This window comes from Pantoea sp. V106_11 (assembly GCF_029967885.1).
In the GTDB taxonomy this organism is placed as follows: domain Bacteria; phylum Pseudomonadota; class Gammaproteobacteria; order Enterobacterales; family Enterobacteriaceae; genus Pantoea; species Pantoea ananatis.
In genome coordinates, this window is the sequence record NZ_JASCAK010000022.1 from 180,362 (window position 1) to 202,630 (window position 22,269).

At 55.1% G+C, this 22,269-nt stretch carries 19 protein-coding genes, 1 tRNA gene and 1 riboswitch; of the genes, 9 read left to right on the plus strand and 11 right to left on the minus strand.

Annotation, left to right across the window (positions count from 1 at the left end):
* Positions 1–58 precede the first annotated feature (58 nt).
* Together QLG08_RS05935 and QLG08_RS05940 are read right to left on the minus strand one after the other, a co-directional pair.
* Positions 59–889 (minus strand): hypothetical protein, encoded by an 831-nt coding sequence (locus QLG08_RS05935; RefSeq protein WP_028723592.1) that lies wholly within the window; start codon positions 887–889, stop codon positions 59–61.
* Positions 890–1,130: 241 nt separating this feature from the next.
* Positions 1,131–1,206: transfer RNA gene (locus tag QLG08_RS05940), tRNA-Ile, on the minus strand.
* Between the two features lie 299 nt (positions 1,207–1,505).
* On the opposite strand from QLG08_RS05940, the gene mug reads away from it, so the two are divergent.
* A complete protein-coding gene (gene mug / locus QLG08_RS05945; protein ID WP_128391738.1) occupies positions 1,506–2,021 on the plus strand; it encodes a G/U mismatch-specific DNA glycosylase in 516 nt (171 codons plus the stop codon).
* 71 nt (positions 2,022–2,092) lie between these two features.
* Here mug and rpoD read toward each other — a convergent pair whose 3' ends face one another.
* The 3 genes from rpoD to rpsU all read right to left on the minus strand — a co-directional run bounded on the left by rpoD (position 2,093) and on the right by rpsU (position 6,453).
* Positions 2,093–3,937 carry an RNA polymerase sigma factor RpoD gene (gene rpoD, locus QLG08_RS05950; protein WP_013027259.1) on the minus strand — a complete coding sequence of 615 codons (1,845 nt, stop codon included), beginning with the start codon at positions 3,935–3,937 and terminating at the stop codon, positions 2,093–2,095.
* Between the two features lie 438 nt (positions 3,938–4,375).
* Positions 4,376–6,121, minus strand: a complete 1,746-nt coding sequence (dnaG, locus tag QLG08_RS05955) for a DNA primase (RefSeq protein ID WP_029570674.1) — start codon at positions 6,119–6,121, stop codon at positions 4,376–4,378.
* A 116-nt stretch (positions 6,122–6,237) separates the two neighbouring features.
* Positions 6,238–6,453, minus strand: a complete 216-nt coding sequence (gene rpsU, locus QLG08_RS05960; protein WP_001144069.1) for a 30S ribosomal protein S21 — start codon at positions 6,451–6,453, stop codon at positions 6,238–6,240.
* A gap of 278 nt (positions 6,454–6,731) precedes the next feature.
* Here rpsU and tsaD point away from each other — a divergent pair, with 278 nt between their 5' ends.
* On the plus strand, positions 6,732–7,745 hold the full coding sequence (tsaD, locus tag QLG08_RS05965) for a tRNA (adenosine(37)-N6)-threonylcarbamoyltransferase complex transferase subunit TsaD (protein WP_013027257.1): 1,014 nt from the start codon (positions 6,732–6,734) through the stop codon (positions 7,743–7,745).
* 35 nt (positions 7,746–7,780) lie between these two features.
* On the opposite strand, the gene plsY is transcribed toward tsaD, so the two are convergent.
* Positions 7,781–8,380 (minus strand): glycerol-3-phosphate 1-O-acyltransferase PlsY, encoded by a 600-nt coding sequence (gene plsY, locus QLG08_RS05970; protein ID WP_013027256.1) that lies wholly within the window; start codon positions 8,378–8,380, stop codon positions 7,781–7,783.
* Between the two features lie 108 nt (positions 8,381–8,488).
* On the opposite strand from plsY, the gene folB reads away from it, so the two are divergent.
* Positions 8,489–8,848, plus strand: coding sequence for a bifunctional dihydroneopterin aldolase/7,8-dihydroneopterin epimerase (folB, locus tag QLG08_RS05975; protein ID WP_013027255.1), 360 nt, complete (start codon positions 8,489–8,491; stop codon positions 8,846–8,848).
* 194 nt (positions 8,849–9,042) lie between these two features.
* Positions 9,043–9,861: an undecaprenyl-diphosphate phosphatase gene (gene bacA, locus QLG08_RS05980; protein ID WP_014594643.1), complete on the plus strand. Its 819-nt coding sequence runs from the start codon at positions 9,043–9,045 to the stop codon at positions 9,859–9,861.
* A 34-nt stretch (positions 9,862–9,895) separates the two neighbouring features.
* On the opposite strand, the gene QLG08_RS05985 is transcribed toward bacA, so the two are convergent.
* Positions 9,896–11,113 (minus strand): multifunctional CCA addition/repair protein, encoded by a 1,218-nt coding sequence (locus QLG08_RS05985; protein ID WP_015699493.1) that lies wholly within the window; start codon positions 11,111–11,113, stop codon positions 9,896–9,898.
* A 156-nt stretch (positions 11,114–11,269) separates the two neighbouring features.
* Complete coding sequence (locus QLG08_RS05990) at positions 11,270–11,890, minus strand: TIGR04211 family SH3 domain-containing protein (protein ID WP_013027252.1); 621 nt, start codon at positions 11,888–11,890, stop codon at positions 11,270–11,272.
* 266 nt (positions 11,891–12,156) lie between these two features.
* Between QLG08_RS05990 and QLG08_RS05995 the strand changes: the two genes are divergently transcribed.
* The 3 genes from QLG08_RS05995 to hldE all read left to right on the plus strand — a co-directional run bounded on the left by QLG08_RS05995 (position 12,157) and on the right by hldE (position 17,844).
* Positions 12,157–13,467, plus strand: coding sequence for an inorganic triphosphatase (locus tag QLG08_RS05995; protein ID WP_110015336.1), 1,311 nt, complete (start codon positions 12,157–12,159; stop codon positions 13,465–13,467).
* A 29-nt stretch (positions 13,468–13,496) separates the two neighbouring features.
* Positions 13,497–16,349 carry a bifunctional [glutamate--ammonia ligase]-adenylyl-L-tyrosine phosphorylase/[glutamate--ammonia-ligase] adenylyltransferase gene (glnE, locus tag QLG08_RS06000; RefSeq protein WP_019104847.1) on the plus strand — a complete coding sequence of 951 codons (2,853 nt, stop codon included), beginning with the start codon at positions 13,497–13,499 and terminating at the stop codon, positions 16,347–16,349.
* A gap of 70 nt (positions 16,350–16,419) precedes the next feature.
* Positions 16,420–17,844 carry a bifunctional D-glycero-beta-D-manno-heptose-7-phosphate kinase/D-glycero-beta-D-manno-heptose 1-phosphate adenylyltransferase HldE gene (gene hldE, locus QLG08_RS06005; protein WP_014605027.1) on the plus strand — a complete coding sequence of 475 codons (1,425 nt, stop codon included), beginning with the start codon at positions 16,420–16,422 and terminating at the stop codon, positions 17,842–17,844.
* Positions 17,845–17,880: 36 nt separating this feature from the next.
* Here hldE and QLG08_RS06010 read toward each other — a convergent pair whose 3' ends face one another.
* Complete coding sequence (locus tag QLG08_RS06010; RefSeq protein ID WP_013027248.1) at positions 17,881–18,213, minus strand: accessory factor UbiK family protein; 333 nt, start codon at positions 18,211–18,213, stop codon at positions 17,881–17,883.
* 171 nt (positions 18,214–18,384) lie between these two features.
* Positions 18,385–18,533: riboswitch (FMN riboswitch) on the plus strand.
* Between the two features lie 110 nt (positions 18,534–18,643).
* On the opposite strand from QLG08_RS06010, the gene ribB reads away from it, so the two are divergent.
* Together ribB and ygiD are read left to right on the plus strand one after the other, a co-directional pair.
* A complete protein-coding gene (gene ribB / locus QLG08_RS06015; RefSeq protein ID WP_013027247.1) occupies positions 18,644–19,300 on the plus strand; it encodes a 3,4-dihydroxy-2-butanone-4-phosphate synthase in 657 nt (218 codons plus the stop codon).
* Positions 19,301–19,483: 183 nt separating this feature from the next.
* Entirely contained in the window at positions 19,484–20,266 is a 783-nt protein-coding gene (gene ygiD, locus QLG08_RS06020) for a 4,5-DOPA dioxygenase extradiol (protein ID WP_024471052.1), read from the plus strand.
* Between the two features lie 38 nt (positions 20,267–20,304).
* On the opposite strand, the gene QLG08_RS06025 is transcribed toward ygiD, so the two are convergent.
* Together QLG08_RS06025 and QLG08_RS06030 are read right to left on the minus strand one after the other, a co-directional pair.
* Complete coding sequence (locus QLG08_RS06025; RefSeq protein ID WP_014594637.1) at positions 20,305–21,465, minus strand: glutathionylspermidine synthase family protein; 1,161 nt, start codon at positions 21,463–21,465, stop codon at positions 20,305–20,307.
* A gap of 8 nt (positions 21,466–21,473) precedes the next feature.
* Positions 21,474–22,145: a DUF1190 family protein gene (locus QLG08_RS06030; protein WP_013027244.1), complete on the minus strand. Its 672-nt coding sequence runs from the start codon at positions 22,143–22,145 to the stop codon at positions 21,474–21,476.
* Between the last annotated feature and the right edge of the window lie 124 nt (positions 22,146–22,269).

Consider the following 22,269-nt stretch of genomic DNA (forward strand, 5'->3'; position numbering starts at 1 on the left):
GGGTTTATGTCGTGGATACCTTAGAAAGATACCTTGGTGACCTTTGTTATCCTGCTGATTAAGATGACTTAATTTTTCTTGTTTTTTGCATCTGTCTCTTTTCAATCCGCAACTGATGAAGATCAGTCACGTCGCGTTCAAGCAGGCTAATCGCTTCCCGAAGATTTTTCAGGCATTGCTCTTCACTCATTGGAAAACACCCTTCCGCTGGCCAGAATAGCGGGAGCTTACTTTCAACCAACCTCAAAAGCTCTGGCGCTTTTGGCAGTAGATCTTTTGAAGAGGTGAGCCTGTTTTTATCGTACAAACTGGCTATGACAGCAATGAGAAACTCTTCCCGTTTAGCTGCATAAGTTTCGGCTTTCTCTATAGGAGCAGCCAGACGTTTTTCCAGCGCCTCAATTTTTTCTTTAAGTACCAGGTTTTCGGCTTTTATGTCCGAGCTATCTTGTTCACTTGCCAGCTCTTCTGGTCTTGCCGTATCAAGTGTAATCCCAAGCGCAGCAGTAATTTCTGTACGAAGAAAACCACAATCAGCCAGCTTATTAGTATTCATGACATCATCTCTCACTGCTCGCAGTGCTGCCTCAGCATTCGGATAGTAATCAGGGGCACCTATGTTTGGTGCGCCGTGTTTATCTAAAAGCTGAAAAAAGGCAACTGGCGGAATGTCGCTCCAACGTCCATCACTAAACCAGTGAAGTGATGGCTGCACTTTTGCACTTCGATACTTTTTCAATGCCAGAAGACACAAGGCATTGTAACTTTGATCTGCGTAAAGTTGTTTAAGCTGTTCAAAAAGAGACTTAACACTGATAAAGAGTTCTGCATCTGACTGGTGCGCGAGCTGTTCTTTGCGCAGTTGCTGAATGGAATCGTCGAAACTCATAACTTGTTTTTGACCTGTAATCCTGGGATGGTTCAGATAAGGCTGTGTTGATGATTGAATCGAACGGCTGTAAGGCTTTTCGAAAACAGGAAATCAGGATTCTGGCAAACATCCAGACAGACATTTAAACCCAAGCTGCTTGCGTCACCCAGCCACTTACTTACGTCACCCACTACATCACCTGAATCGCATCCAAAGAAAAAGGAGTCAGACGATTTCTCATCTAACTCCTTGTTTTATTTGGTGGCCCCTGCTGGGTTTGAACCAGCGACCAAGCGATTATGAGTCGCCTGCTCTAACCACTGAGCTAAGGGGCCAATGGAGCGGGGATTATAAAGTATCTGTCCGGGGCAATCCAGCGTTGTTCGGCTGGTTGCTGAAATAAGCAGCAATGTTTTACTTGCTGATAACTATGATAAAACAGACGAAAATCTCTGGCTGATGGGCGGCGGTGCAACTGACGCTGTTATCCTTAAATGTCTTTCCCCGCTTAACAATAAAAAAAGCCCACTCAGGCCAGGACGTTAACCGACAAATGCGCTTTAATCAGTGGCAAGATTATGACGAATAAGGATGCGTGAGCGACTGTAAGGCGCAGCGCAAAGCCAGGAGCCCCATGAGCGAACACAACATCACCGATATCATCGCACCGGACCTGAACGTGCTGTTTTGCGGCATCAATCCCGGTCAGTCGACGGCGCACACCGGCTATCATTTTGCGCATCCGGGTAACCGCTTCTGGAAGGTGATTCATCTGGCAGGTTTTACCGAGCAACAGCTGAAGCCGGAAGAGGAGCAGCGTTTACTGGAAACCGGCTGCGGTATTACGATGCTGGTCGAGCGTCCGACCATCCAGGCGAATGAACTGGGTGGTGATGAGCTACGGGATGGCGGTCAGCGGCTGATGGACAAGGTGCTACGTTATCAGCCTGCTGCGCTGGCTATCCTGGGCAAAGACGCGTTTAAACGCGCGTTTCGGCAGAGCAAGGTGGAGTGGGGCGAGCAGCCCATATATATGGGGAAAACCCAGGTATGGGTGCTGCCGAATCCCAGCGGACTGAATCGGGCATCACTGGAAGAGATGGTGGCGCTATATCGTCAGATGAACGAGGCGCTACAGCTGCGGCCTTAATGCTGGCGGTTTGCGGGAAAAGGGCAGGGCGGCAGATATAAAAAACCCCGGCGAACCGGGGTTTTGCTGACTTAGTCGTCGAGGAAGCTGCGCAGCACTTCCGAGCGGCTCGGATGGCGCAGTTTACGCAGGGCTTTCGCTTCAATCTGACGGATACGCTCACGAGTAACGTCAAACTGTTTGCCCACTTCTTCTAACGTGTGGTCGGTGTTCATATCGATACCGAAACGCATGCGCAGCACTTTGGCTTCGCGTGCGGTCAGGCCAGCCAGGACGTCATGGGTCGCAGAACGCAGGCTCTCAGAGGTGGCAGAGTCCAGCGGCAGCTCCAGCGTGGTGTCTTCGATAAAATCACCAAGATGTGAATCTTCATCATCACCAATCGGCGTCTCCATAGAGATAGGCTCTTTGGCAATCTTCAGCACCTTGCGGATCTTATCTTCAGGCATCAACATGCGCTCAGCCAGTTCTTCTGGCGTCGGCTCGCGGCCCATCTCCTGCAGCATCTGGCGCGAGATACGGTTGAGTTTGTTGATGGTCTCAATCATATGCACCGGAATACGGATGGTACGCGCCTGGTCAGCGATAGAACGGGTAATCGCCTGACGAATCCACCATGTGGCATAAGTTGAGAACTTATAGCCGCGACGGTATTCGAACTTATCAACCGCTTTCATCAGGCCGATGTTACCTTCCTGAATCAGATCCAGGAACTGCAGACCACGGTTGGTGTATTTCTTCGCGATGGAAATGACCAGACGCAGGTTAGCTTCAACCATCTCTTTCTTCGCGCGGCGGGCTTTCGCTTCACCGATCGACATACGACGGTTGATGTCTTTCACCTGCTCGATGGTCAGGCCGGTTTCTTCTTCAATCTGGGCCAGTTTCTGCAGAGAACGCATCACGTCATCCTGCACGTCCAGCAGTTTTTCAGACCACGGCTTGTTCATGGCCAGTGCGGCTTTGAACCAGCTCTCGTTAGTCTCGTTACCGGTGAACAGCGTAATGAAGTTTTTCTTCGGCATTTTGCACACTTCAATACACAGCTTCATGATCAAACGTTCCTGAGTACGGACACGCTCCATCATTTCACGCATGTTGTTCACGAGGTAGTCGAACTGCTTCGGTACCAGGCGGAACTGCTTAAAGACGTCAGACAGGTTCTGGATCTCGGCAACCGAGGCAGCATGGCTGCGTCCTTTGCTTTTGATCACGTCACGCGTGGTTTCGTACTGCGTGCGAAGGTCAGAGAACTTCTCGCGCGCCAGTTCTGGATCGATAGAGTTATCGTCGTCAGAGCTGTCGTCATCGCTCTCTTCATCGTCATCTTCGTCGTCATTACGATCGGCTTCAGACAGCTCAGAACCCACGTGAGTGGCGGTCGGTGCCAGGTCTTCTTCAGCGTTGGGATCAACAAAGCCAGTGATTAAATCTGACAGGCGCGACTCGCCTGCTTCAACGCGATCGTACTGATCCAGCAGGTAGGTAATGGCTTCCGGGTATTCAGCAACGGAACACTGAACCTGGTTAATACCGTCTTCGATACGCTTCGCGATGTCGATTTCGCCTTCGCGGGTCAGCAGTTCAACGGTACCCATTTCACGCATGTACATGCGAACCGGGTCAGTGGTGCGGCCAATTTCAGATTCAACGCTGGATAATACCTGAGCGGCAGCTTCCGCGGCATCTTCGTCAGTATCGGAGCTGTTTTCATTCAGCATCAGATCGTCGGCGTCCGGGGCTTCTTCAACCACCTGAATGCCCATGTCGTTAATCATCTGGATGATGTCTTCGATCTGATCGGAGTCGACGATATCTTCCGGCAGATGGTCATTGACCTCAGCATAGGTCAGATAGCCTTGCTCCTTACCACGGGTGACAAGAAGCTTGAGCTGTGACTGCGGGTTTTGCTCCATAAGACGGTATCCACACTTCTGTTAATTAGATTGGTGTTGGTCGGCAGCGTGCCAACAATAACAGTGAAGGCATTTATTCTCGCCGCTGCCTTCGTCGCGGCCTGGGCTTTGCCCATCAGTAATCGGCACTTAAGCCGCAAATTTTATGTCGGGCCTGGCTTACTCGCCATTTTTGCCGCTACCAAGTGCTCGTCATCCTCACGTACATCAGTACGCTCCGGTGACTGCGCGCTTTCAGCGACAAAACTTGCTTCGACGCCGACGGCCCGAGGGCGGAAGCTGGCTTACTCGCCATTTTTGCCGCTGCCAAGTGCTCGTCATCCTCACGTACATCAGTACGCGCCGGTGACTGCGCGCCAACAGAAACAAAACGTGCTTCGCCCTTCAATTTTTCAGCCTGCCGCTTCGGTTAAGGGAAGCCGCAGGCCGGATAATGCGTTACTTTTTCGCGAAGGCCTGGCTCAGCGCCCAGAGCTCGCGTCGCTCGTCGGTACTGAGCCCGTGCGTACGTTCACGCGCAATCAGGAACTCCAGTCGCTCTTCCAACGCCGAGTCATAAACGCTGGCAAGGGAGTCCTGAAATACCGCCTCGCTTTCCTCATCCACTATCATGTGGTTCCAGACGGCCAGTGTTTCAAGCGTCTGGCTAAAATTTGTTCCGCGATATAACTCTAGTAGCTGACCGGTGGTCAATCCAGGATTCTCATTACAGCGCGTCACTAATTCAATAAATAACGGTAAACCGGCAATTTTCGACTCTGCAAGACCGTCCAGTGACGGCACCAGGGTTGCCAGCTGCGGATTCTGAATCAGCAGCGCCACTAAAACGCGCATTGTGGTGCGTTTAAGCGGTGGGGCGACCGGTGCGCTTCCGCCCGGGGCCTGCTTTGGCATCAGCTTTTCAAGCTGAGAGTCATCCAGAATACCTAACTTGTTACCCAGCGCCTGACGCATATAGATACGCAGTGTTTCACCGGGAATCTGTGTGATCAGCGGCAACGCCAACGTACTTAAACGTGCTTTACCGTCGCGAGAGCTCAAATCTACCTGAGGTAGCAGGCTGTCGAACAGAAACGAAGAGAGCGGCATCGCCTGCTCCATCCTCGCCTCAAATGCGGCTTTACCCTCCTGGCGAACCAGCGTATCCGGGTCTTCGCCGTCGGGTAGAAACATAAAGCGTAGTTGACGACCGTCATTCATGTAAGGCAATGCGGTTTCAAGTGCACGCCATGCTGCCTCACGTCCAGCCCGATCGCCGTCATAACAGCAGATCACGTTGTCCGTGCTGCGAAACAGCAGCTGAATATGTTCAGCCGTGGTTGATGTCCCCAGTGACGCAACCGCGTAATCCACGCCGAATTGCGCCAGGGCAACCACATCCATATAGCCTTCCACCACTAACAGGCGTTTAGGTTCAGGATGATTTTTTAACGCTTCATACAGGCCATAGAGCTGACGGCCTTTATGAAAAACTGGCGTTTCCGGTGAGTTCAGATACTTAGGCGTATCATTACCCAGCACGCGGCCACCAAAACCGATGACGCGGCCTCGCTTATCGCGAATCGGGAACATCACGCGCTCGCGAAAGCGGTCATAAACCCGGCCTTTGTCGTTACTGACCAGCATCCCCGCTTCCATCAACGATTCACGATCTTCAGGCTGCTTGCCGAAGCGTTTCAGGACGTTGTCCCAACCGGCGGGCGCATAGCCAATCGAAAAATGGTTGATGATGTCGGCGCTCAGACCACGATGTTCAAGATAGTCGCGTGCTGACTGGGCGCTGGACTGCTGCAAACTCTGCTGATAAAAACCGTTCAGGTTCTCCATCAGCTGGTACAGGCTCTGGCGCTGATGGCGTTCCATCTGGCTTGGCCCATTGCCCGCTTCGTAAGGTACGTCTAAACCATGGGAAGTGGCTAACTCTTCAATACTTTCAACAAACTCAAGACGATCATAGTTCATCAGAAAGTCGATTGCGTTACCGTGAGCGCCGCAACCAAAGCAGTGATAAAACTGCTTTTCGCCATTTACGGTAAAAGAGGGCGTTTTCTCATTATGGAAAGGACAACACGCATGATAATTTTTTCCCTGCTTTTTCAGCTTAACGCGGGCATCGATTAACTCCACGATGTCCGTGCGGGCAAGTAAGTCATTGATAAATACGCGTGGAATACGTCCTGCCATAAGCCCCGTTTTTTCAGCTCATAAACGACAACAAGCCGCGCTTCCTTTCGGAAAGCACGGCCTTTTACTTGACTCGGTCTGCGTTTATCACGCTGTGGAGGCGAACCTCCGGGAAATTAGTACAGACGAGTGCGGCGTGCGTTTTCGCGAGCCAGTTTTTTGGCATGACGCTTAACTGCAGATGCTTTAGCGCGCTTACGTTCGGTCGTTGGTTTTTCATAGAACTCACGACGACGAACTTCAGCCAGAACGCCTGCTTTCTCGCAGGAACGCTTAAAGCGACGCAGTGCTACGTCGAACGGCTCGTTTTCACGTACTTTAATTACCGGCATGTAACTCTCACCTCAATAAAATTCGGTTTTGCTGCTGACTGCGGCGCCAGCACATTTCAAAATGGTGCAGCATTTTACTCCAACTCGCGTCGGCTTGTAAAGCACCATGGATAATTTAGAACCAACAGGAGCGTTTGCCTGTGCGGCTGCCGGTTTTTTCCAGGGGCGGGAGTATAGCGCACTCTTTAGGCAGCAGAAAATGACTTTTTGCGTGGATTGCATCCTCTTTTCGTGCAAGGGCTATGCTAAACTGCGCGCCGCAAGAATGAGGTGAAGCAATGCGAATTCTGGGTATTGAAACATCGTGCGATGAAACTGGCATCGCAATCTATGATGACGAGGCTGGCCTGGTGGCTAACCAGCTGTACAGCCAGGTAAAACTGCATGCCGATTACGGCGGCGTGGTGCCGGAACTGGCATCGCGCGATCACGTGCGTAAAACGGTGCCGCTGATCCAGGCGGCCCTGAAGCAGGCCAACCTGGCACCGCAGCAAATTGATGCGGTCGCCTATACCGCCGGACCGGGCCTGGTGGGCGCGTTGCTGGTGGGCGCAACGGTTGGACGCGCGCTGGCCTTTGCGTGGAAGGTACCTGCGGTGCCGGTGCACCATATGGAAGGTCATCTGCTGGCACCGATGCTGGAAGAGAATCCGCCCGCGTTCCCGTTTGTCGCATTGCTGGTTTCAGGCGGTCACACGCAGTTAATCAGCGTCACCGGTATTGGCGAATACACACTGCTGGGCGAGTCGATTGACGATGCTGCAGGTGAAGCCTTCGATAAAACCGCCAAACTGCTGGGGCTGGATTATCCTGGCGGCCCGATGCTGTCGAAAATGGCGCAGCAGGGCACCGCCGGGCGGTTCACCTTCCCGCGCCCGATGACGGATCGTCCGGGGCTGGATTTTAGTTTCTCAGGCCTGAAAACCTTTGCCGCGAATACCATTCGTGGCAATGACGATGACGCGCAAACCCGCGCCGATATCGCCCGGGCGTTTGAAGATGCGGTTGTCGATACGCTGGCGATTAAATGCAAACGCGCGCTGGATCACACGGGTTTTAAACGTCTGGTCATTGCGGGCGGCGTCAGCGCTAACCGCACCCTGCGTGAACAGATGGCCGTGATGATGCAAAAGCGGGGCGGTGAGGTGTTCTATGCCCGTCCTGAATTTTGTACCGATAACGGGGCCATGATTGCCTACGCGGGCATGGTGCGCCTTAAAGGCGGCACGCGGGGAGAACTGGGCGTGAGCGTCAGGCCGCGCTGGCCCTTGTCGGAACTGCCCGCCATCTGAGATCAAAAAAGCCGGTTAACCGGCTTTTTTTACGCTTACTTTTTCTTTTTTCGCTTCCAGATTTTGCTTTCCTGACCGCGCCACAGGCGCTGAATGTTGTCATGATGACGCAGTAAAATCAGGCAGGAGAGCATGGAAACCGGAAACGTAAACTGTGGCTTAAACCACCAGACATAAAACGGCGCGATAAGCGCGCTGACAATCGCGCCAAGCGATGAGTAGCCGCTCAGCAGCACGGTCAGCAGCCACGTTCCCGTCATGAGTCCGGTCAGGTCCCAGCCAATGGGAGCGATTGCACCAAACGCCGTCGCCACGCCTTTCCCGCCACGAAAGCGAAAAAAGACCGGATAAATATGGCCCAGACAGGCAGCAATGGCGGTTAAGCCCAGATACAGCGGGGGCACATGAAACAGATAGGCCAGCCACACGGGCAGCATACCTTTCACAATATCGAACACCAGCACAGACGCAGCCGCCAGTTTGCCGCCGATACGCAGTACGTTGGTTGCGCCCGGGTTGCCTGAACCGTGGGTGCGGGGATCGGGTAAACCGGCGAGTTTGCAAACCAGAATCGCACTGGAAATTGAACCGCACAGATACGCGAAAATAATCATACCAAGCGCGAAAGCACTCATAACACCGTCCCGTTTCCTTTGGGGTCGTTTTGATCACGTCTACCATGGATAATACGCACAATCTGCCGGAAGTGGTATCCGGCGCGACCAAAAACAGAGAGCATCATCATGGATATCGTCTTTATAGAACAACTCACCGTCTTCACCACGATAGGGGTTTACGACTGGGAGCAGGGAATTCAGCAGAAGCTGGTGATCGATGTAGAAATGGCGTGGGATAACCGTCAGGCCGCCGCCAGCGACGATGTGAAAGACTGCCTGAGCTATGCCGATGTCTCAGAAGCGATTCTGTCGCATCTGACGGGACAGCGTTTTGCGTTGGTGGAGCGCGTAGCGGAAGAAATTGCGGATCTGTTGATGAACCGTTTCAATTCACCTGGCGTGCGCATCAGGGTAGCAAAACCGGGCGCGGTGGCTCAGGCAGCGCAGGTTGGCGTGCGAATTGAGCGCGGGACTATTCCTAAATAGTTACGATGTGATTGCCATCACAATGAAACCAAACCAAATTACTGTTTGTCTCAGCACGTGCCGTTTCGTTACGACAGACTAAACGGCAGTTGAGCTTAAGGTTTTACTCAGACTTAAGCAGATAAGATTTAAGGCGATAGCGCAACAGCTAGCGCCTTTTTCATGGTTTTAAAACGGACAGAGGGAATACATTGATGGCAGATCTTCATCAGCTGTGGGTAGCTGCAATCCTGGGCGTGGTAGAAGGTTTAACCGAGTTCTTACCGGTCTCTTCTACCGGGCACATGATTATAGTGGGGCACCTGCTGGGCTTTGAGGGCGACAAAGCAGAAACCTTTGAAGTGGTCATTCAGTTAGGTTCCATTCTTGCCGTCGTCGTGATGTTCTGGCGGCGTTTGTTTGGATTGATCGGCATTCACTTTGGTGAAGTGAAACATGAAGGTGTCGGGACAGGTCGGTTAACCCTGATCCATATCCTGTTGGGCATGATCCCTGCGGTGGTGGTTGGTCTGGCGCTGCACGATCAGATTAAAACGTTGTTTAATCCGATTAACGTGATGTATGCGCTGGTGGTCGGGGGCTTACTGCTGCTGGCAGCGGAATTCCTGAAACCGAAACAGCCAAAATCACCAGGTATTGATGATATCACCTATCGTCAGGCGTTTATGATTGGCTGCTTCCAGTGTCTGGCGCTGTGGCCGGGCTTCTCGCGTTCGGGCGCCACCATTTCAGGTGGGATGCTGATGGGCGTGAGCCGCTATGCCGCATCCGAGTTCTCGTTTATCCTGGCCGTACCGATGATGATCGGGGCGACAGGGCTGGATATCTATAAAAGCCTCGGCTTCCTGACGATGGCCGACTTCCCGATGTTTGCGGTGGGCTTTATCACCGCATTCGTTGTCGCGTTGCTGGCCATCAAAGTGTTCCTGGAGCTGATCAAACGCATCTCTTTCGTGTCATTTGCCATCTACCGCTTTATCGTGGCGGGCGCGGTGTACATGATTTTCATGTAAGCCACAGGGTAACGCGGTCGGGCAACTGGTCGCGTTACGCTAAGCCCTGTTCGACAGCCTCAATACGACGTCGCGTGAGCTCTTCCCGCACCTCTATCCCTTTAAATCCCGCCTCCACGACCGCCTTAGATGGCACGGCCTGAGCCAGGGCAAACGCACGTCGCAGGTAGTTGCCCTGGGGATAAGGCATGTTGGCAAGGCCACCGCGTCCGCGGGCATCCGCTTCGCTGCACAGCGCCAGTTGGTTAACCCGCTCGGGTTTGCGCCAGGCGTCAAGGCGGTCAAATAAGCCAATCAACGCGTCGGCAGGGCGCTGCTCAATGGTATGCATCATGTCGTGAAACTCCGTGACCAGCAGCGCCAGATCACGGATCGCATTCGGCACGCGTAGCCGTTGACACAGCGCGGCGACCAGCGGAACGCCTGCCGGGCCATGTCCGTGATGGCTGGGCCATTTTTCCACCGGCGTTAAGGCTTTACCGACATCGTGAAACAGCGTCGCAAAGCGCACGTCAATCGCTTCCGACAGGCCAGCAGACAGGGTTAACGCCATCAGCGTGTGAACCCCGGTATCAATTTCCGGGTGCCATCGGGCGGGCGCCGGCACGCCGAACAGGTTATCGATTTCCGGAAACAGCCCCTGCAATGCGCCGCAGTCGCGCAGTACCTGGAAGTAAACCTGGGGATTATGGGAGGACAGGGCTTTTTCCGTCTCTTTCCAGACGCGTTCGGCCGTGAGATCGGCCAGCTCGCCGCTCTCTGCCATTTGTCGCATCAGCGCCTGCGTTTCGTCGGCAATACGAAAATTAAGATGGGCGAAGCGCGCGGCAAAACGCGCGACGCGCAGGACGCGCAGGGGATCTTCACTAAAGGCATCGGAAACGTGGCGCAGCTGCCGGTCGGCAATATCCTTTTGTCCGTGGTAGGGATCGTAAAGCTCGCCTTGATCGTCGCGGGCAATGGCGTTAATCGTCAAATCGCGGCGCTGTAAATCCTGCTCCAGCGTGACGTCTGGCGCCGACCAGGTCGTGAACCCGGTGTAGCCTTTGCCGTTCTTCCGTTCGGTACGCGCCAGCGCATACTCTTCCCGGCTGTCGGGATGCAGAAACACGGGGAAGTCGCGGCCGACCTGCTGGTAGCCTTGTTCCAGCATGGCTTCCGGGGTCGCGCCTACCACCACCCAGTCTTTGTCTTTAACCGGCAACTTCAACAGCGCATCGCGCACTGCACCGCCAACAAGAAACGTCTTCACGCACAACTCCAGAGATAAATAAGTGATCTGCGCGTCTGTGGGCTTCCGGCACCTGAATCCAGACGGGCACAAACTCTATTGTTGCACAAATTCGACATATTGCAGACAGGCCAAAAGGGGCATCTTACGATCCCCTGATAGCGAGCGGTGGTAAAACTAGTTCATCCAGCGATCGTTTTTCTTACGGCGCGGCACCATGTGCGGCAACAGTAGCCCCAGCAGCAGGCCGACGCCTAGCACGCCGCCACCATACATAAACCACTGCATGATGATCGTACGCTGTTTGTCATCCAACTGAACGTTAGCGGCGCTGACTTTCTTCTGCGCCACGATCAGTTCGTTTTTCAGCTTCTGATTTTGCTCTTTTAAGCCGTTGATCACGCTGTCGCTGCTGGCCACTTTGTTCTGCATTTCGGCGGTGCGCTGATTCCAGCTGTTATCAATATTGGCTAACTTGGCGGTCAGGTCTTTAACCTGTTGTTCCAGCTGCGGTACCCGGGTGCGCAGGCTGGGATTTTCACTCAGCTGCGACAGGGGGATCCAGACGGTGCGGCCTTCGGCATCGCGTACCTGGCCATATTTGGTGGCATCATTGGTCTGCAGCAGCTGTACCTGTTCACCCGCATTCAGCTTGCCCAGCAGGCGAAACTGGTCGCCGGGACCGCTACGAACCCAGGTGGATAATTCGTCAGAAACGTAACGTTTTTCATCGGCGTGAGCAGGTGCAAGGGTGCTGAGGGCCAGCAAAGTGATTCCAGCGAGTGTGATTTTTTTCATTAGATTTCGTTTTGCTTAAAAATTAAAGATAATTTACCGGCACAGTCTGTAGAGGCTTCGCGTAAATCTGAATGAGAACTATCCTGGTCTCATGACAGTGCGAAAAGGGTAGCGAAAGCACAAAGAAAGCAGAGACAGTCCGGCTTCTGTGCATTACTCTTCGCCTGAAAACCCTAACCTTCAGCTCAGTGGATGCAGCAGAAGATAACCTTAAACAGGCAGGGAATATATCCTTAAGTGCCAGCGGCGTTAGTGAATAAAAAAATATGACCATCGAAATCGAACTTAAGTTCATTGCTAAACCCAATGCTGCCGGGAAACTGGCAGAACGGCTGGCGGCGTTTCCGCATCAGCACCAGGCTGCCCGTCAGCTGACCAATATCTATTTTGAAACCGACGATAATCAGTTACGTCGTTGGAATATGGGATTGCGCATTCGGGGCGTTGATCAACGCTACGAAATGACGCTGAAAACCGCCGGCAAAACGCTGGGTGGGCTACATCAGCGCGGCGAATACAACGTTGACCTCACTGAGCCAACGCTGGACATCAGCCTTCTGCCCGCAGACATCTGGCCGGAAGGAACGGATGTAGCAGCGCTACAGCAGCGCCTGCAGCCGCTGTTCAGTACCCATTTTGAACGAGAGATCTGGGTAGTCACGGCGGGCAGTAGTGAAATAGAAATTGCCTGCGATCGGGGCGACGTGACGGCGGGAGAGTTGAGCGAACCTTTGTCAGAGGTTGAGCTTGAGCTAAAAGGTGGCCAGCGCAGCGAGTTGCTGACGTTTGCTCAGCAGTTAGTGGCCGTGGGCGACCTGCGGATGGGCAGCCTGAGCAAGGCGGCGCGCGGCTATCAGTTAGCCAAAGGTAATCCCTCGCGTGAGGTAACCGCCTTTCCGCTGTTAAAAGCCGGGGCGAAAGCCACGGTTGAAGAGGGCATGACGGCGGCCATGGCGGCAGGCCTTCACCACTGGCAATATCATGAAGAAGTGTGGCTGCGTGGCAATAAGCGCGCCAGAGAAGCGGTTCGTGAGGCGCTGGATGTTCTGCGTCAGGCGTTTGCGCTGTTTGGGGCGGTAGTCCCGCGCAAGGCCAGTAGCGAGCTGCGTCAGAAGCTGACCACGCTGGAAGAAACGCTGCTAAATGAAGATGTCGATGCCGACAGCTTCTGTTTTTCGGCTCTCTCGGTAGAGGCCCAGTTAGCACTTACTCACTGGTTAGCCGAGGCCCATTGGCGGCAGTGGATTGATGAAAAGGGGCAAACCAAGCTCAACGGTTCCTTTAAACGCTTTGGCGATATCATGCTGGGCCGCATCAATGCCGATCTGAAAGAAACCTTCAGCACCGTCCATCAGGTGAATGAGTATCAGGACAAGGCCACGCGTCTGGATCGACAGCTGCTGGCGGTGCATTTGCTGGCGGGCGCTTACTCGCCGGATGCCGTTCACGACTGGCTGGCGCCGTGGCAGCAGCTGCAGCGCGCAATCAGGGAACAGCAGCACGCCAGCCTGGACTGGTTAACGGCGCAGGCGATGAAACAGTCACCCTTTTGGTTAACCAGCGGTTCGCCACGCTAAGTCATACAGCACGCTATCAGGGAGAGAACATGTTGCCATCCTTACCCACCGTATTGCGCACCCAGGCCGCGCGGGCAGTTGAACAGCTCGGTCTTGCGGATACCGCTCTCAGCGAGGCGCAGCTTGCCGGTCTGGCCTTCAGCGACTTTGTGCTGGATAACCTGCAGCAGAATCCGCACTGGTGGCAGGAGATTGCCGCACAGTCGCCCGAGGCCGACGAGTGGCAGCAGTATACGCAGTGGCTGGGCAGAGACATGGCGGCGGTGGACAGTGAAGCCAGCCTGATGCGCGTGCTGCGCCTGTTTCGCCGTCGCATGCTGGTTCGCATTGCCTGGATGCAGTGCTTGCAGCTTGCCACGACAGAGCAGACGCTGCAGCAGCTGAGCGTATTAGCCGAGGTGCTGATCGACGCCGCGCGCCACTGGGTTTATCAGGACTGCTGTCGCGAATTCGGCACGCCCTGCAATGCCGCGGGTGAACCACAGCCGCTGCTGATCCTCGGAATGGGCAAGCTGGGCGGCGGCGAGCTGAATTTCTCCTCCGATATCGATCTGATTTTTGCCTGGCCGGAAAACGGCACCACGCGCGGCGGTCGCCGCGAACTCGACAATGCGCAGTTTTTTACCCGCATGGGCCAGCGCCTGATCAAAGTACTCGATCAGCCCACGGCCGACGGCTTTGTTTACCGGGTCGATATGCGCCTGCGCCCGTTTGGCGACAGCGGGCCGCTGGTCATGAGTTTTGCCGCCCTGGAAGATTATTACCAGGAGCAGGGCCGCGACTGGGAGCGCTACGCCATGGTGAAGGCGCGGCTGATGGGCGATGAGCAGGATCGCTGGAGCCAGGAACTGCAGCAGATGCTGCGGCCCTTTGTTTATCGCCGCTACATCGATTTCAGCGTCATCCAGTCGTTACGCAATATGAAAGCGATGATCGCGCGTGAAGTGCGTCGCCGCGGGCTGAAAAACAACATCAAGCTGGGCGCGGGCGGGATTCGCGAAACAGAATTTATCGTGCAGGTTTTTCAGTTGATTCGTGGTGGACGTGAGCGCTCGCTTCAGCTCCGGGCCTTGATACCTACGCTGTCTGCTATTGAATCTCTGGCGTTACTGCCACCCGAGCAGGTTGCGGCATTGCGCGCGGCTTATCTGTTTCTGCGTCGGCTGGAAAACCTGTTGCAAAGTCTGGCGGACGAACAAACGCAAACGCTGCCGGAAGAGGCGTTACCCCGCGCCCGGCTGGCGTGGGCGATGGGCTGTGATGACTGGGCTGCGCTGAGCGCCCGGCTGGAAACGCATATGGCCGCCGTGCGTGCCATCTTCGATGAGTTAATCGGTGAGGATACGCCGGATGTGGGCGATCGCCCCGAACTGGCCGACTTTAACATGCTGTGGCACGACAGCCTGGAGGACACTGAGCTGGCCCCGCTGGTGCCACAACTGGATACCACGCAGTGTCATGCTCTTAATCAGGCGCTGGAAGCGTTTCGGCAGGATATCGGTCACCGCACTATCGGCCCGCGCGGCCGTCAGGCGCTGGATCAGCTGATGCCTCAACTGCTGAGTGAAGTCTGTTCACGCAGCGATGCCGCGGTGACCTTCAGTCGCCTGGCGCCGTTGCTGCTGAGCGTTCTGACCCGCAGTACCTACCTTGAGCTGCTCACCGAGTATCACGGCGCGTTGCGTCACCTGATTCGTCTTTGCGCAGCCTCACCGATGGTGGCCAGCCAGCTGGCACGTTATCCGCTGTTACTGGATGAGCTGCTTGATCCCGCCACGCTCTATCAGCCAACCGCTACGGATGCCTACCGGGATGAGCTGCGTCAGTACCTGATGCGCATTCCTGCGGATGATGAAGAGCAGCAGCTTGAAGCATTACGCCAGTTTAAACAGGCACAGTTATTACGCATCGCGGCGGCGGATATTGCGGGAACGCTGCCGGTGATGAAAGTGAGCGATCACTTAACCTGGCTGGCCGAGGCCATTATCGAATCGGTGGTGCAGCAGGCATGGAATATGATGGTGCAGCGCTATGGCCGACCGTCGCACCTTGTGCATGAACACGAACGGGGCTTCACGGTATTGGGCTATGGCAAGCTGGGCGGATGGGAACTGGGCTACAGCTCCGATCTCGATCTGGTTTTCCTGCACGACTGCCCGATGGAAGCCGTCACGCAGGGCGAGCGCAGCATAGACGGACGGCAGTTTTACCTGCGGCTGGCGCAGCGCATCATGCATCTGTTCAGCACCCGTACGTCGTCCGGCATTTTGTACGAAGTGGATGCGCGACTGCGGCCTTCGGGCGCGGCTGGCATGCTGGTCAGTACTTTTGAAGCCTTCGACGACTATCAGCGCAACGAAGCCTGGACGTGGGAGCATCAGGCGCTGGTCCGCGCCCGCGTGGTGTTCGGTGAGCCCGATCTGAGCGCGCGTTTTAGCGCCATTCGCCGTGCCATCCTCTGTCTGCCGCGCGATGCGGCAGCGTTGCAAACGGAAGTCAGAGAGATGCGTGACAAAATGCGCGCGCACCTGAGCAACAAGCACAAGGGCCGCTGGGAGATCAAAACGGACGAAGGCGGCATTACGGATATTGAATTCATCGCCCAGTACCTGGTGCTGCGCTATGCGGCGGAGCAGCCCGACCTGACGCGCTGGTCAGACAATGTGCGGATTTTTGAACGGATGGCAATCCACCACAAAATGTCTGACGAGGAAGCGGCAGCGCTCACGCATGCTTATGTCACGCTGCGCGATGCGCTGCATCATCTGGCGCTTCAGGAGCAGCCCGGGCATGTTGAACCTGACGCCTTTGCGCAGGAAAAAGAGTCGGTGAACACCAGCTGGCAGCGATGGCTACAGTCACCACACTCTCTCACGGCGTGATGCTGATAGCACCTGTCGCAACTGTGTTATCATCCGCGCACTATTTTGAATGCAGTCTGGAGTGTCTGGAATGAAAGTTACTCTGCCCGCGTTCGGCCAGGCCTCGGTGCTGGTCGTTGGCGATGTCATGTTGGATCGTTACTGGTACGGCCCCACCAGCCGTATTTCGCCTGAAGCGCCGGTGCCGGTGGTCAAGGTGGAAACCGTTGAAGAACGCCCAGGCGGCGCCGCTAACGTGGCAATGAACATTGCTGCGCTGGGGGCGGGTTCCCGTCTGATCGGACTGACCGGGGAAGACGATGCGGCTCAGGTACTGAGTAAAACGCTGAAGGATGTTCGTGTTGACTGCGATTTTGTCACCTTAAAAAGCCATCCCACCATTACCAAACTGCGTGTCCTCTCTCGCAACCAACAGCTCATCCGTCTGGACTTCGAAGAGGGATTTGAGCAGGTGGACGCCGCCCCGATGCACGAAAAAATGCGCCAGTCACTGTCCCGTAGCGGTGCGGTGGTGCTGTCGGATTACGGCAAAGGCGCACTGGACAGCGTTCAGCAGATGATCGCGCTGGCACGCGAGGCGAATGTACCGGTGCTGATCGATCCTAAAGGCACGGATTTTGCGCGCTACCGCGGGGCGACGCTGCTGACGCCCAACCTTTCTGAGTTCGAAGCCGTGGTGGGCAAATGCAAGACAGAGAATGAGATTGTGGAACGTGGCATGAAGCTGATCGCCGACTGCGACCTTTCCGCCCTGCTGGTCACGCGGTCTGAAAACGGCATGTCGCTGCTGCAGCCGGGTAAAGCGCCCCTGCATTTGCCGACCCAGGCGCAGGAAGTGTTTGACGTGACCGGCGCCGGGGATACCGTCATTGGCGTGCTGGCCGCTGCTTTAGCCGCAGGGGATTCGCTGGAAGAAGCCTGTTTTCTGGCTAACGCCGCTGCAGGCGTGGTGGTTGGGAAGTTGGGGACATCAACCGTCAGCATCGTGGAGCTGGAAAATGCCATTCGTGCGCGTCCAGAGCGCGGTTTTGGCATCATGACTGAATCCGAGCTGAAAGAGGCCGTCGCCATGGCGCGTCAGCGCGGCGAAAAAGTGGTGATGACCAACGGCGTCTTCGACATTCTGCATGCCGGCCATGTTTCCTACCTTGCCAACGCGCGCAAGCTGGGCGATCGCCTGATTGTCGCGGTAAACAGCGATGCGTCCACCAAACGCCTCAAAGGCGACAGCCGTCCGGTGAACCCGCAGGAAAACCGTATGATCGTGCTGGGTGCGCTGGAAGCGGTGGACTGGGTCGTGCTGTTTGAAGAAGACACGCCACAGCGCTTAATCGCCAGCGTATTGCCCGATCTGTTGGTAAAAGGCGGGGATTACAAACCGGAAGATATCGCGGGCAGCCAGGAAGTCTGGGCCAATGGCGGTGACGTGCGGGTGCTGAACTTTGAAGATGGCATCTCGACCACCAATATCATCAAAACCATTCGCGGCGACTGAGTCATGGCGGCGGGAGCCCGGGCTCCCGCCCGCCCTTTATTTAGCCGGTTTGTCAGCAGGATGTGCGGCTGGCACGATGGCCGGTGCCGGGCCAGGTGTGCTGGTGGCAGCGGGCGCGGCAGACGCTGAACTCTTGCTTTCCAGCTGAGCGAGACGCTGTTCCAGCGCCGCCAGTTTTTCACGCGTACGCAGTAAAACCTGAGTCTGGACATCAAACTCTTCACGGTTGACCAGATCCATGCGGGTCATTTGTGCCTGCAGCGTCTGCCGGATTTTCTTCTCGACATCATCGCCAAATTCACGAACTCCCTTCGGCAGCGCGTCATGAACCTGACGGGCCATTTGTTCAATTTTTTTCGTGTCGATCATGATGGTTTCCTGGTTACGGGTTGCTATGGCAGCATTGTACCAACGCTAGAGTCACTTAAGTGTAATGCCTGAATTGAAAAGGTTAAACCTGAAATCCTTAGCGCAAAAAATGCTAAAGCAATAATGGCTTTGTGGATTGCCGCCCCGAATAGGAAGCGTTATAGTTAAAACGCTTATTCTCAGGGCGGGGCGAAATTCCCCACCGGCGGTAAATCAGCCCAGGCTGACAGCCCGCGAGCGCTTCACTATGATGGTGAAGGTCAGCAGATCCGGTGAAATTCCGGGGCCGACGGTTAAAGTCCGGATGGGAGAGGGTAACGACATCTGTCAGGCATTATGTCTGTTTTGCGTCATTGCTACGTCTATACGGCGTCACTCCTAAGCTTGCCCTGATTCTGGTAACCCAATACATTTAAAAGGTTTTATTACCATGAATCAGACTCTACTTTCTGAATTTGGCACGCCGAAACAGCGTGTAGAACGTGCTATCGCCGCACTCCGTGAAGGACGCGGTGTGATGGTGCTCGACGATGAAGATCGTGAAAACGAAGGCGATATGATTTTCGCTGCCGAAACCATGACCGTCGAGCAGATGGCTCTCACCATTCGCCACGGCAGCGGTATCGTGTGTCTCTGCCTGACCGAAGAACGCCGCCAGCAGCTGGCATTACCGATGATGGTGGAAAACAACACCAGCGCCTATGGCACAGGGTTTACCGTGACCATCGAAGCGGCGAAGGGCGTCACCACCGGCGTATCCGCGCAGGATCGCATCACTACCATTCGCACGGCGATTGCCGATAACGCCAAACCCGAAGATCTGAACCGTCCGGGCCACGTTTTTCCCCTGCGTGCCCATGATGGTGGTGTTCTGACCCGCGGCGGTCATACTGAAGCGACCATCGATCTGGTCACGCTGGCGGGCTTTAAACCTGCAGGCGTCCTGTGTGAACTGACCAACGACGACGGCTCTATGGCGCATGCGCCTGAAGTGATCCTGTTCGCGAAACAGCATGCGATGCCGGTCGTGACGATTGAAGATCTGGTTGCCTATCGTCGCGAGCACGAAACGCGTCAGGCCAGCTAAGCGGCTTACTGTCAGGCCAGAAATACTGGCCTGATTGTTTCACCTCTTCCCCCATCCTTCCTGCTTATCTGACTCATCTTTTTCGTTCAAATTTCCTGACAGAGAACATCATGCTTATCCGCGTGATAACCCCTGCAAACAGCGTATCGTAGTGCTCATAGAGTGAACACATTAAGGATCGCTATGAGCCAGTTACGTATGCCAGCACTGTTTTTGGGACACGGCAGCCCGATGAATGCGTTAGAAGAAAACCGCTACACCGAAGCCTGGCGTAAAGCCGGTGCCACGCTGCCACGACCGCGGGCCATCCTGGCCATTTCGGCTCACTGGTACACCCAGGGAACGGCGGTCACAGCGATGGAAAACCCGCGTACCATTCATGACTTTGGCGGTTTTCCGCAGGCGCTTTTTGATACCCGCTATCCCGCGCCGGGTTCGCCTGAACTGGCAAATGAAATTGCTGAGATTTTATCGCCCGTGCCGGTTCATCAGGATCATGCATGGGGATTCGATCACGGCTCGTGGGGCGTACTCATTAAAATGTATCCTGAGGCGGATATTCCGGTCGTCCAGCTTAGTATCGACAGCGGCAAGCCTGCGGCCTGGCATTTTGAGATGGGCAAAAAGCTGTCTGCCTTGCGCGATCGCGGTGTCATGATCGTCGCCAGCGGCAATGTGGTACACAACCTGCGTAAGGTTCTGTGGGGCGGCGGAAACGCTTATGACTGGGCGACCGGATTCAACAACTATGTGCGCGATAATCTGGCGGTTGACGCCGGAGCAGATTCCCATCCGTTGGTGAATTTTATGCAGCATCCGGATGCGGCGTTATCCAATCCCACGCCGGAGCACTTCCTGCCGTTGCTGTACGTGCTGGGGTCCCGTCAGCCAGGTGAGGCCGTAACCGTACCTGTTGAAGGTATGGAAATGGGCGCAATCAGTATGCTGTCGGTACAGGTCGGCTAGAGAGAAACCAGGCCAGCGTGCTGGCCTGGAGGAAAGCGCTACTCGATAAACGCGTGCGGATAGAAACGCGAAAGATCCTGGGTGATCAGGTCGCGATCTTCGCGCAGGCCGATGCCCGCAGGCTGATCGTCAATCAACCAGCTACCAATCAGGGTATAGCTGTCGCCAAATTTCGGCAGCGGATGGAACTGCTGGACGATCATGCCTTCTTCGCCGTAAGGACCGTCCACACGGGCGATCTCTTTGCCGTTTTCCACAATACGAATGTTGGCCCCTTCGCGCGAGAACAGTGGCTTAACTACGTATTTCTCCATCGGTGGCACATCGTCTTCGGCAAACCAGGCGGGCAACAGGTTAGGGTGATTGGGGAACATCTCCCACAGCAGCGGCAGCAACGCTTTGTTTGACAGGATGCTCTTCCATGCCGGCTCCAGCCAGCGTACGCCCGCATCGGCCAGCTTGGTAGAAAACATCTCGCGCAGCATGAATTCCCACGGATAAAGCTTGAACAGATTACTGATGACCTGATCCTGGGCGTCAGTAAACTGGCCCTTTTCCCCCAGCCCTATCTCATCAATGTAGAGAAATTCGCTCGGCAGTCCGGCTTCCGTGGCACAGTCCTGCAAGTATTGCACCGTTCCACGATCTTCATCGGTATCACGACAGCAGGCGAAATGCAGCCAGTTAAACCCCTGTTGCTGATGAAGCACCGTAAAGCGTTCAATGAGTTTCTCTTGCAGGCTGTTGAATTGATCGCTGCCCTGCGGCAGCTGACCGGCATTGAGCTGGTCTTCGAGCCACAGCCACTGGAAAAACGCCGCCTCATACAGCGACGTCGGCGTGTCGGCGTTGTTCTCCAGCAGTTTGGCATCGCTTTTGCCGTCCCATGCGAGGTCGAGACGCGAATAAAGCGAGGGCTGACGCTGTTGCCATGAATCACGCACGAAGTCCCAGGTATGCTTAGGAATGCGAAATTTGGTGAGCAGCGCTTCACTGTTCACCACTTTTTCCACGACCTGCAGGCACATCTGATGAAGCTCGGCGGTGACGTCCTCAAGATAATCAATCTGCGCCAGCGTGAACTGATAGTAAGCCTCTTCACACCAGTAGGGCTCACCGTGCATGGTGTGAAAACGAAAACCAAACTCCGTGGCTTTTTCCCGCCAGCCCGGGCGCTCTGAAATCGCGATGCGTTGCATAAGCGGGGTTAGCCTCCCAGCGAACGGCTGGAGGTGCCGGACGCGCTGCTGCTACGCTGCATGCTGTTTTGCTTCGCGACCGTTTCACCAAAGCCACCCCGCGTAATCGTTGAGGTGGTGGTCGGTTTAGGCGCCATGGCGGTTTTAGGAACCGTCATGGTTTTACCGGAGGTGGCGTTACCATAGTTACGGCCGGACGCATCAACGAACTGACCGTTAGCCGGGCTGTTTGGCGTTTTGGGTGAGAACAGCGGCTGCTGCGCAAAACCCGCGCCGCCGCCCATCATGCGGCCCATCATATAGCCCGCCATCAGCGGCATCCAGAAGCTGCCGCTTTGCTGCGACTCGGCATTAGTGCTGCCCACGCCAGCCTGTGCAGGCGCCTGCTGACACTGGTTTTCACCAAATTCTGCCACGCAGTCTTCACGTGTGGCGTATTTCGGTGCGGTGCGTTCCGCTTCCTTTTTGGCGTTGTTAAACGCGGTGGTGCATTGCGCACTCTGGCCGGGATTGGCTTTCGTACAATCATCGGCGTTCTGATAGAGCGAGACGGTTTCGTCGTTTTGTTCACAGCCTGCCAGCATAAATACCGCTGAAACAGCGATAGCAACAGGCGTTAAGTGTCTTGCTTGCCAGCTCTTACGAAAGGCGGCATAGCGGATCGTTTTAGTCCGTTTCATTATAAATATCCTGTGCCCAAAGGTAGCGCATAGAATAGGGGATGAGTGGCGAGAAATGAAGCTAACGGCCAGGCAGGACGGGGATCTTTACTTAGTTATACGTTTTTAAGAGAAGCGGGGGGGG

Excerpts from the sequence above, each read along its gene's own strand:
- ygiD (WP_024471052.1), top strand. The coding sequence starts at position 19,484 with ATGAGCCAGTTACGTATGCCAGCACTGTTTTTGGGACACGGCAGCCCG.
- mug (WP_128391738.1), top strand. The coding sequence starts at position 1,506 with ATGAGCGAACACAACATCACCGATATCATCGCACCGGACCTGAACGTG.
- bacA (WP_014594643.1), top strand. The coding sequence starts at position 9,043 with ATGGCAGATCTTCATCAGCTGTGGGTAGCTGCAATCCTGGGCGTGGTA.
- QLG08_RS05990 (WP_013027252.1), bottom strand. The coding sequence starts at position 11,890 with ATGAAAAAAATCACACTCGCTGGAATCACTTTGCTGGCCCTCAGCACC.
- glnE (WP_019104847.1), top strand. The coding sequence starts at position 13,497 with ATGTTGCCATCCTTACCCACCGTATTGCGCACCCAGGCCGCGCGGGCA.
- QLG08_RS06010 (WP_013027248.1), bottom strand. The coding sequence starts at position 18,213 with ATGATCGACACGAAAAAAATTGAACAAATGGCCCGTCAGGTTCATGAC.
- rpoD (WP_013027259.1), bottom strand. The coding sequence starts at position 3,937 with ATGGAGCAAAACCCGCAGTCACAGCTCAAGCTTCTTGTCACCCGTGGT.
- hldE (WP_014605027.1), top strand. The coding sequence starts at position 16,420 with ATGAAAGTTACTCTGCCCGCGTTCGGCCAGGCCTCGGTGCTGGTCGTT.
- QLG08_RS06030 (WP_013027244.1), bottom strand. The coding sequence starts at position 22,145 with ATGAAACGGACTAAAACGATCCGCTATGCCGCCTTTCGTAAGAGCTGG.
- ribB (WP_013027247.1), top strand. The coding sequence starts at position 18,644 with ATGAATCAGACTCTACTTTCTGAATTTGGCACGCCGAAACAGCGTGTA.
- QLG08_RS06025 (WP_014594637.1), bottom strand. The coding sequence starts at position 21,465 with ATGCAACGCATCGCGATTTCAGAGCGCCCGGGCTGGCGGGAAAAAGCC.
- rpsU (WP_001144069.1), bottom strand. The coding sequence starts at position 6,453 with ATGCCGGTAATTAAAGTACGTGAAAACGAGCCGTTCGACGTAGCACTG.
- tsaD (WP_013027257.1), top strand. The coding sequence starts at position 6,732 with ATGCGAATTCTGGGTATTGAAACATCGTGCGATGAAACTGGCATCGCA.
- QLG08_RS05935 (WP_028723592.1), bottom strand. The coding sequence starts at position 889 with ATGAGTTTCGACGATTCCATTCAGCAACTGCGCAAAGAACAGCTCGCG.
- QLG08_RS05995 (WP_110015336.1), top strand. The coding sequence starts at position 12,157 with ATGACCATCGAAATCGAACTTAAGTTCATTGCTAAACCCAATGCTGCC.
- folB (WP_013027255.1), top strand. The coding sequence starts at position 8,489 with ATGGATATCGTCTTTATAGAACAACTCACCGTCTTCACCACGATAGGG.
- dnaG (WP_029570674.1), bottom strand. The coding sequence starts at position 6,121 with ATGGCAGGACGTATTCCACGCGTATTTATCAATGACTTACTTGCCCGC.
- plsY (WP_013027256.1), bottom strand. The coding sequence starts at position 8,380 with ATGAGTGCTTTCGCGCTTGGTATGATTATTTTCGCGTATCTGTGCGGT.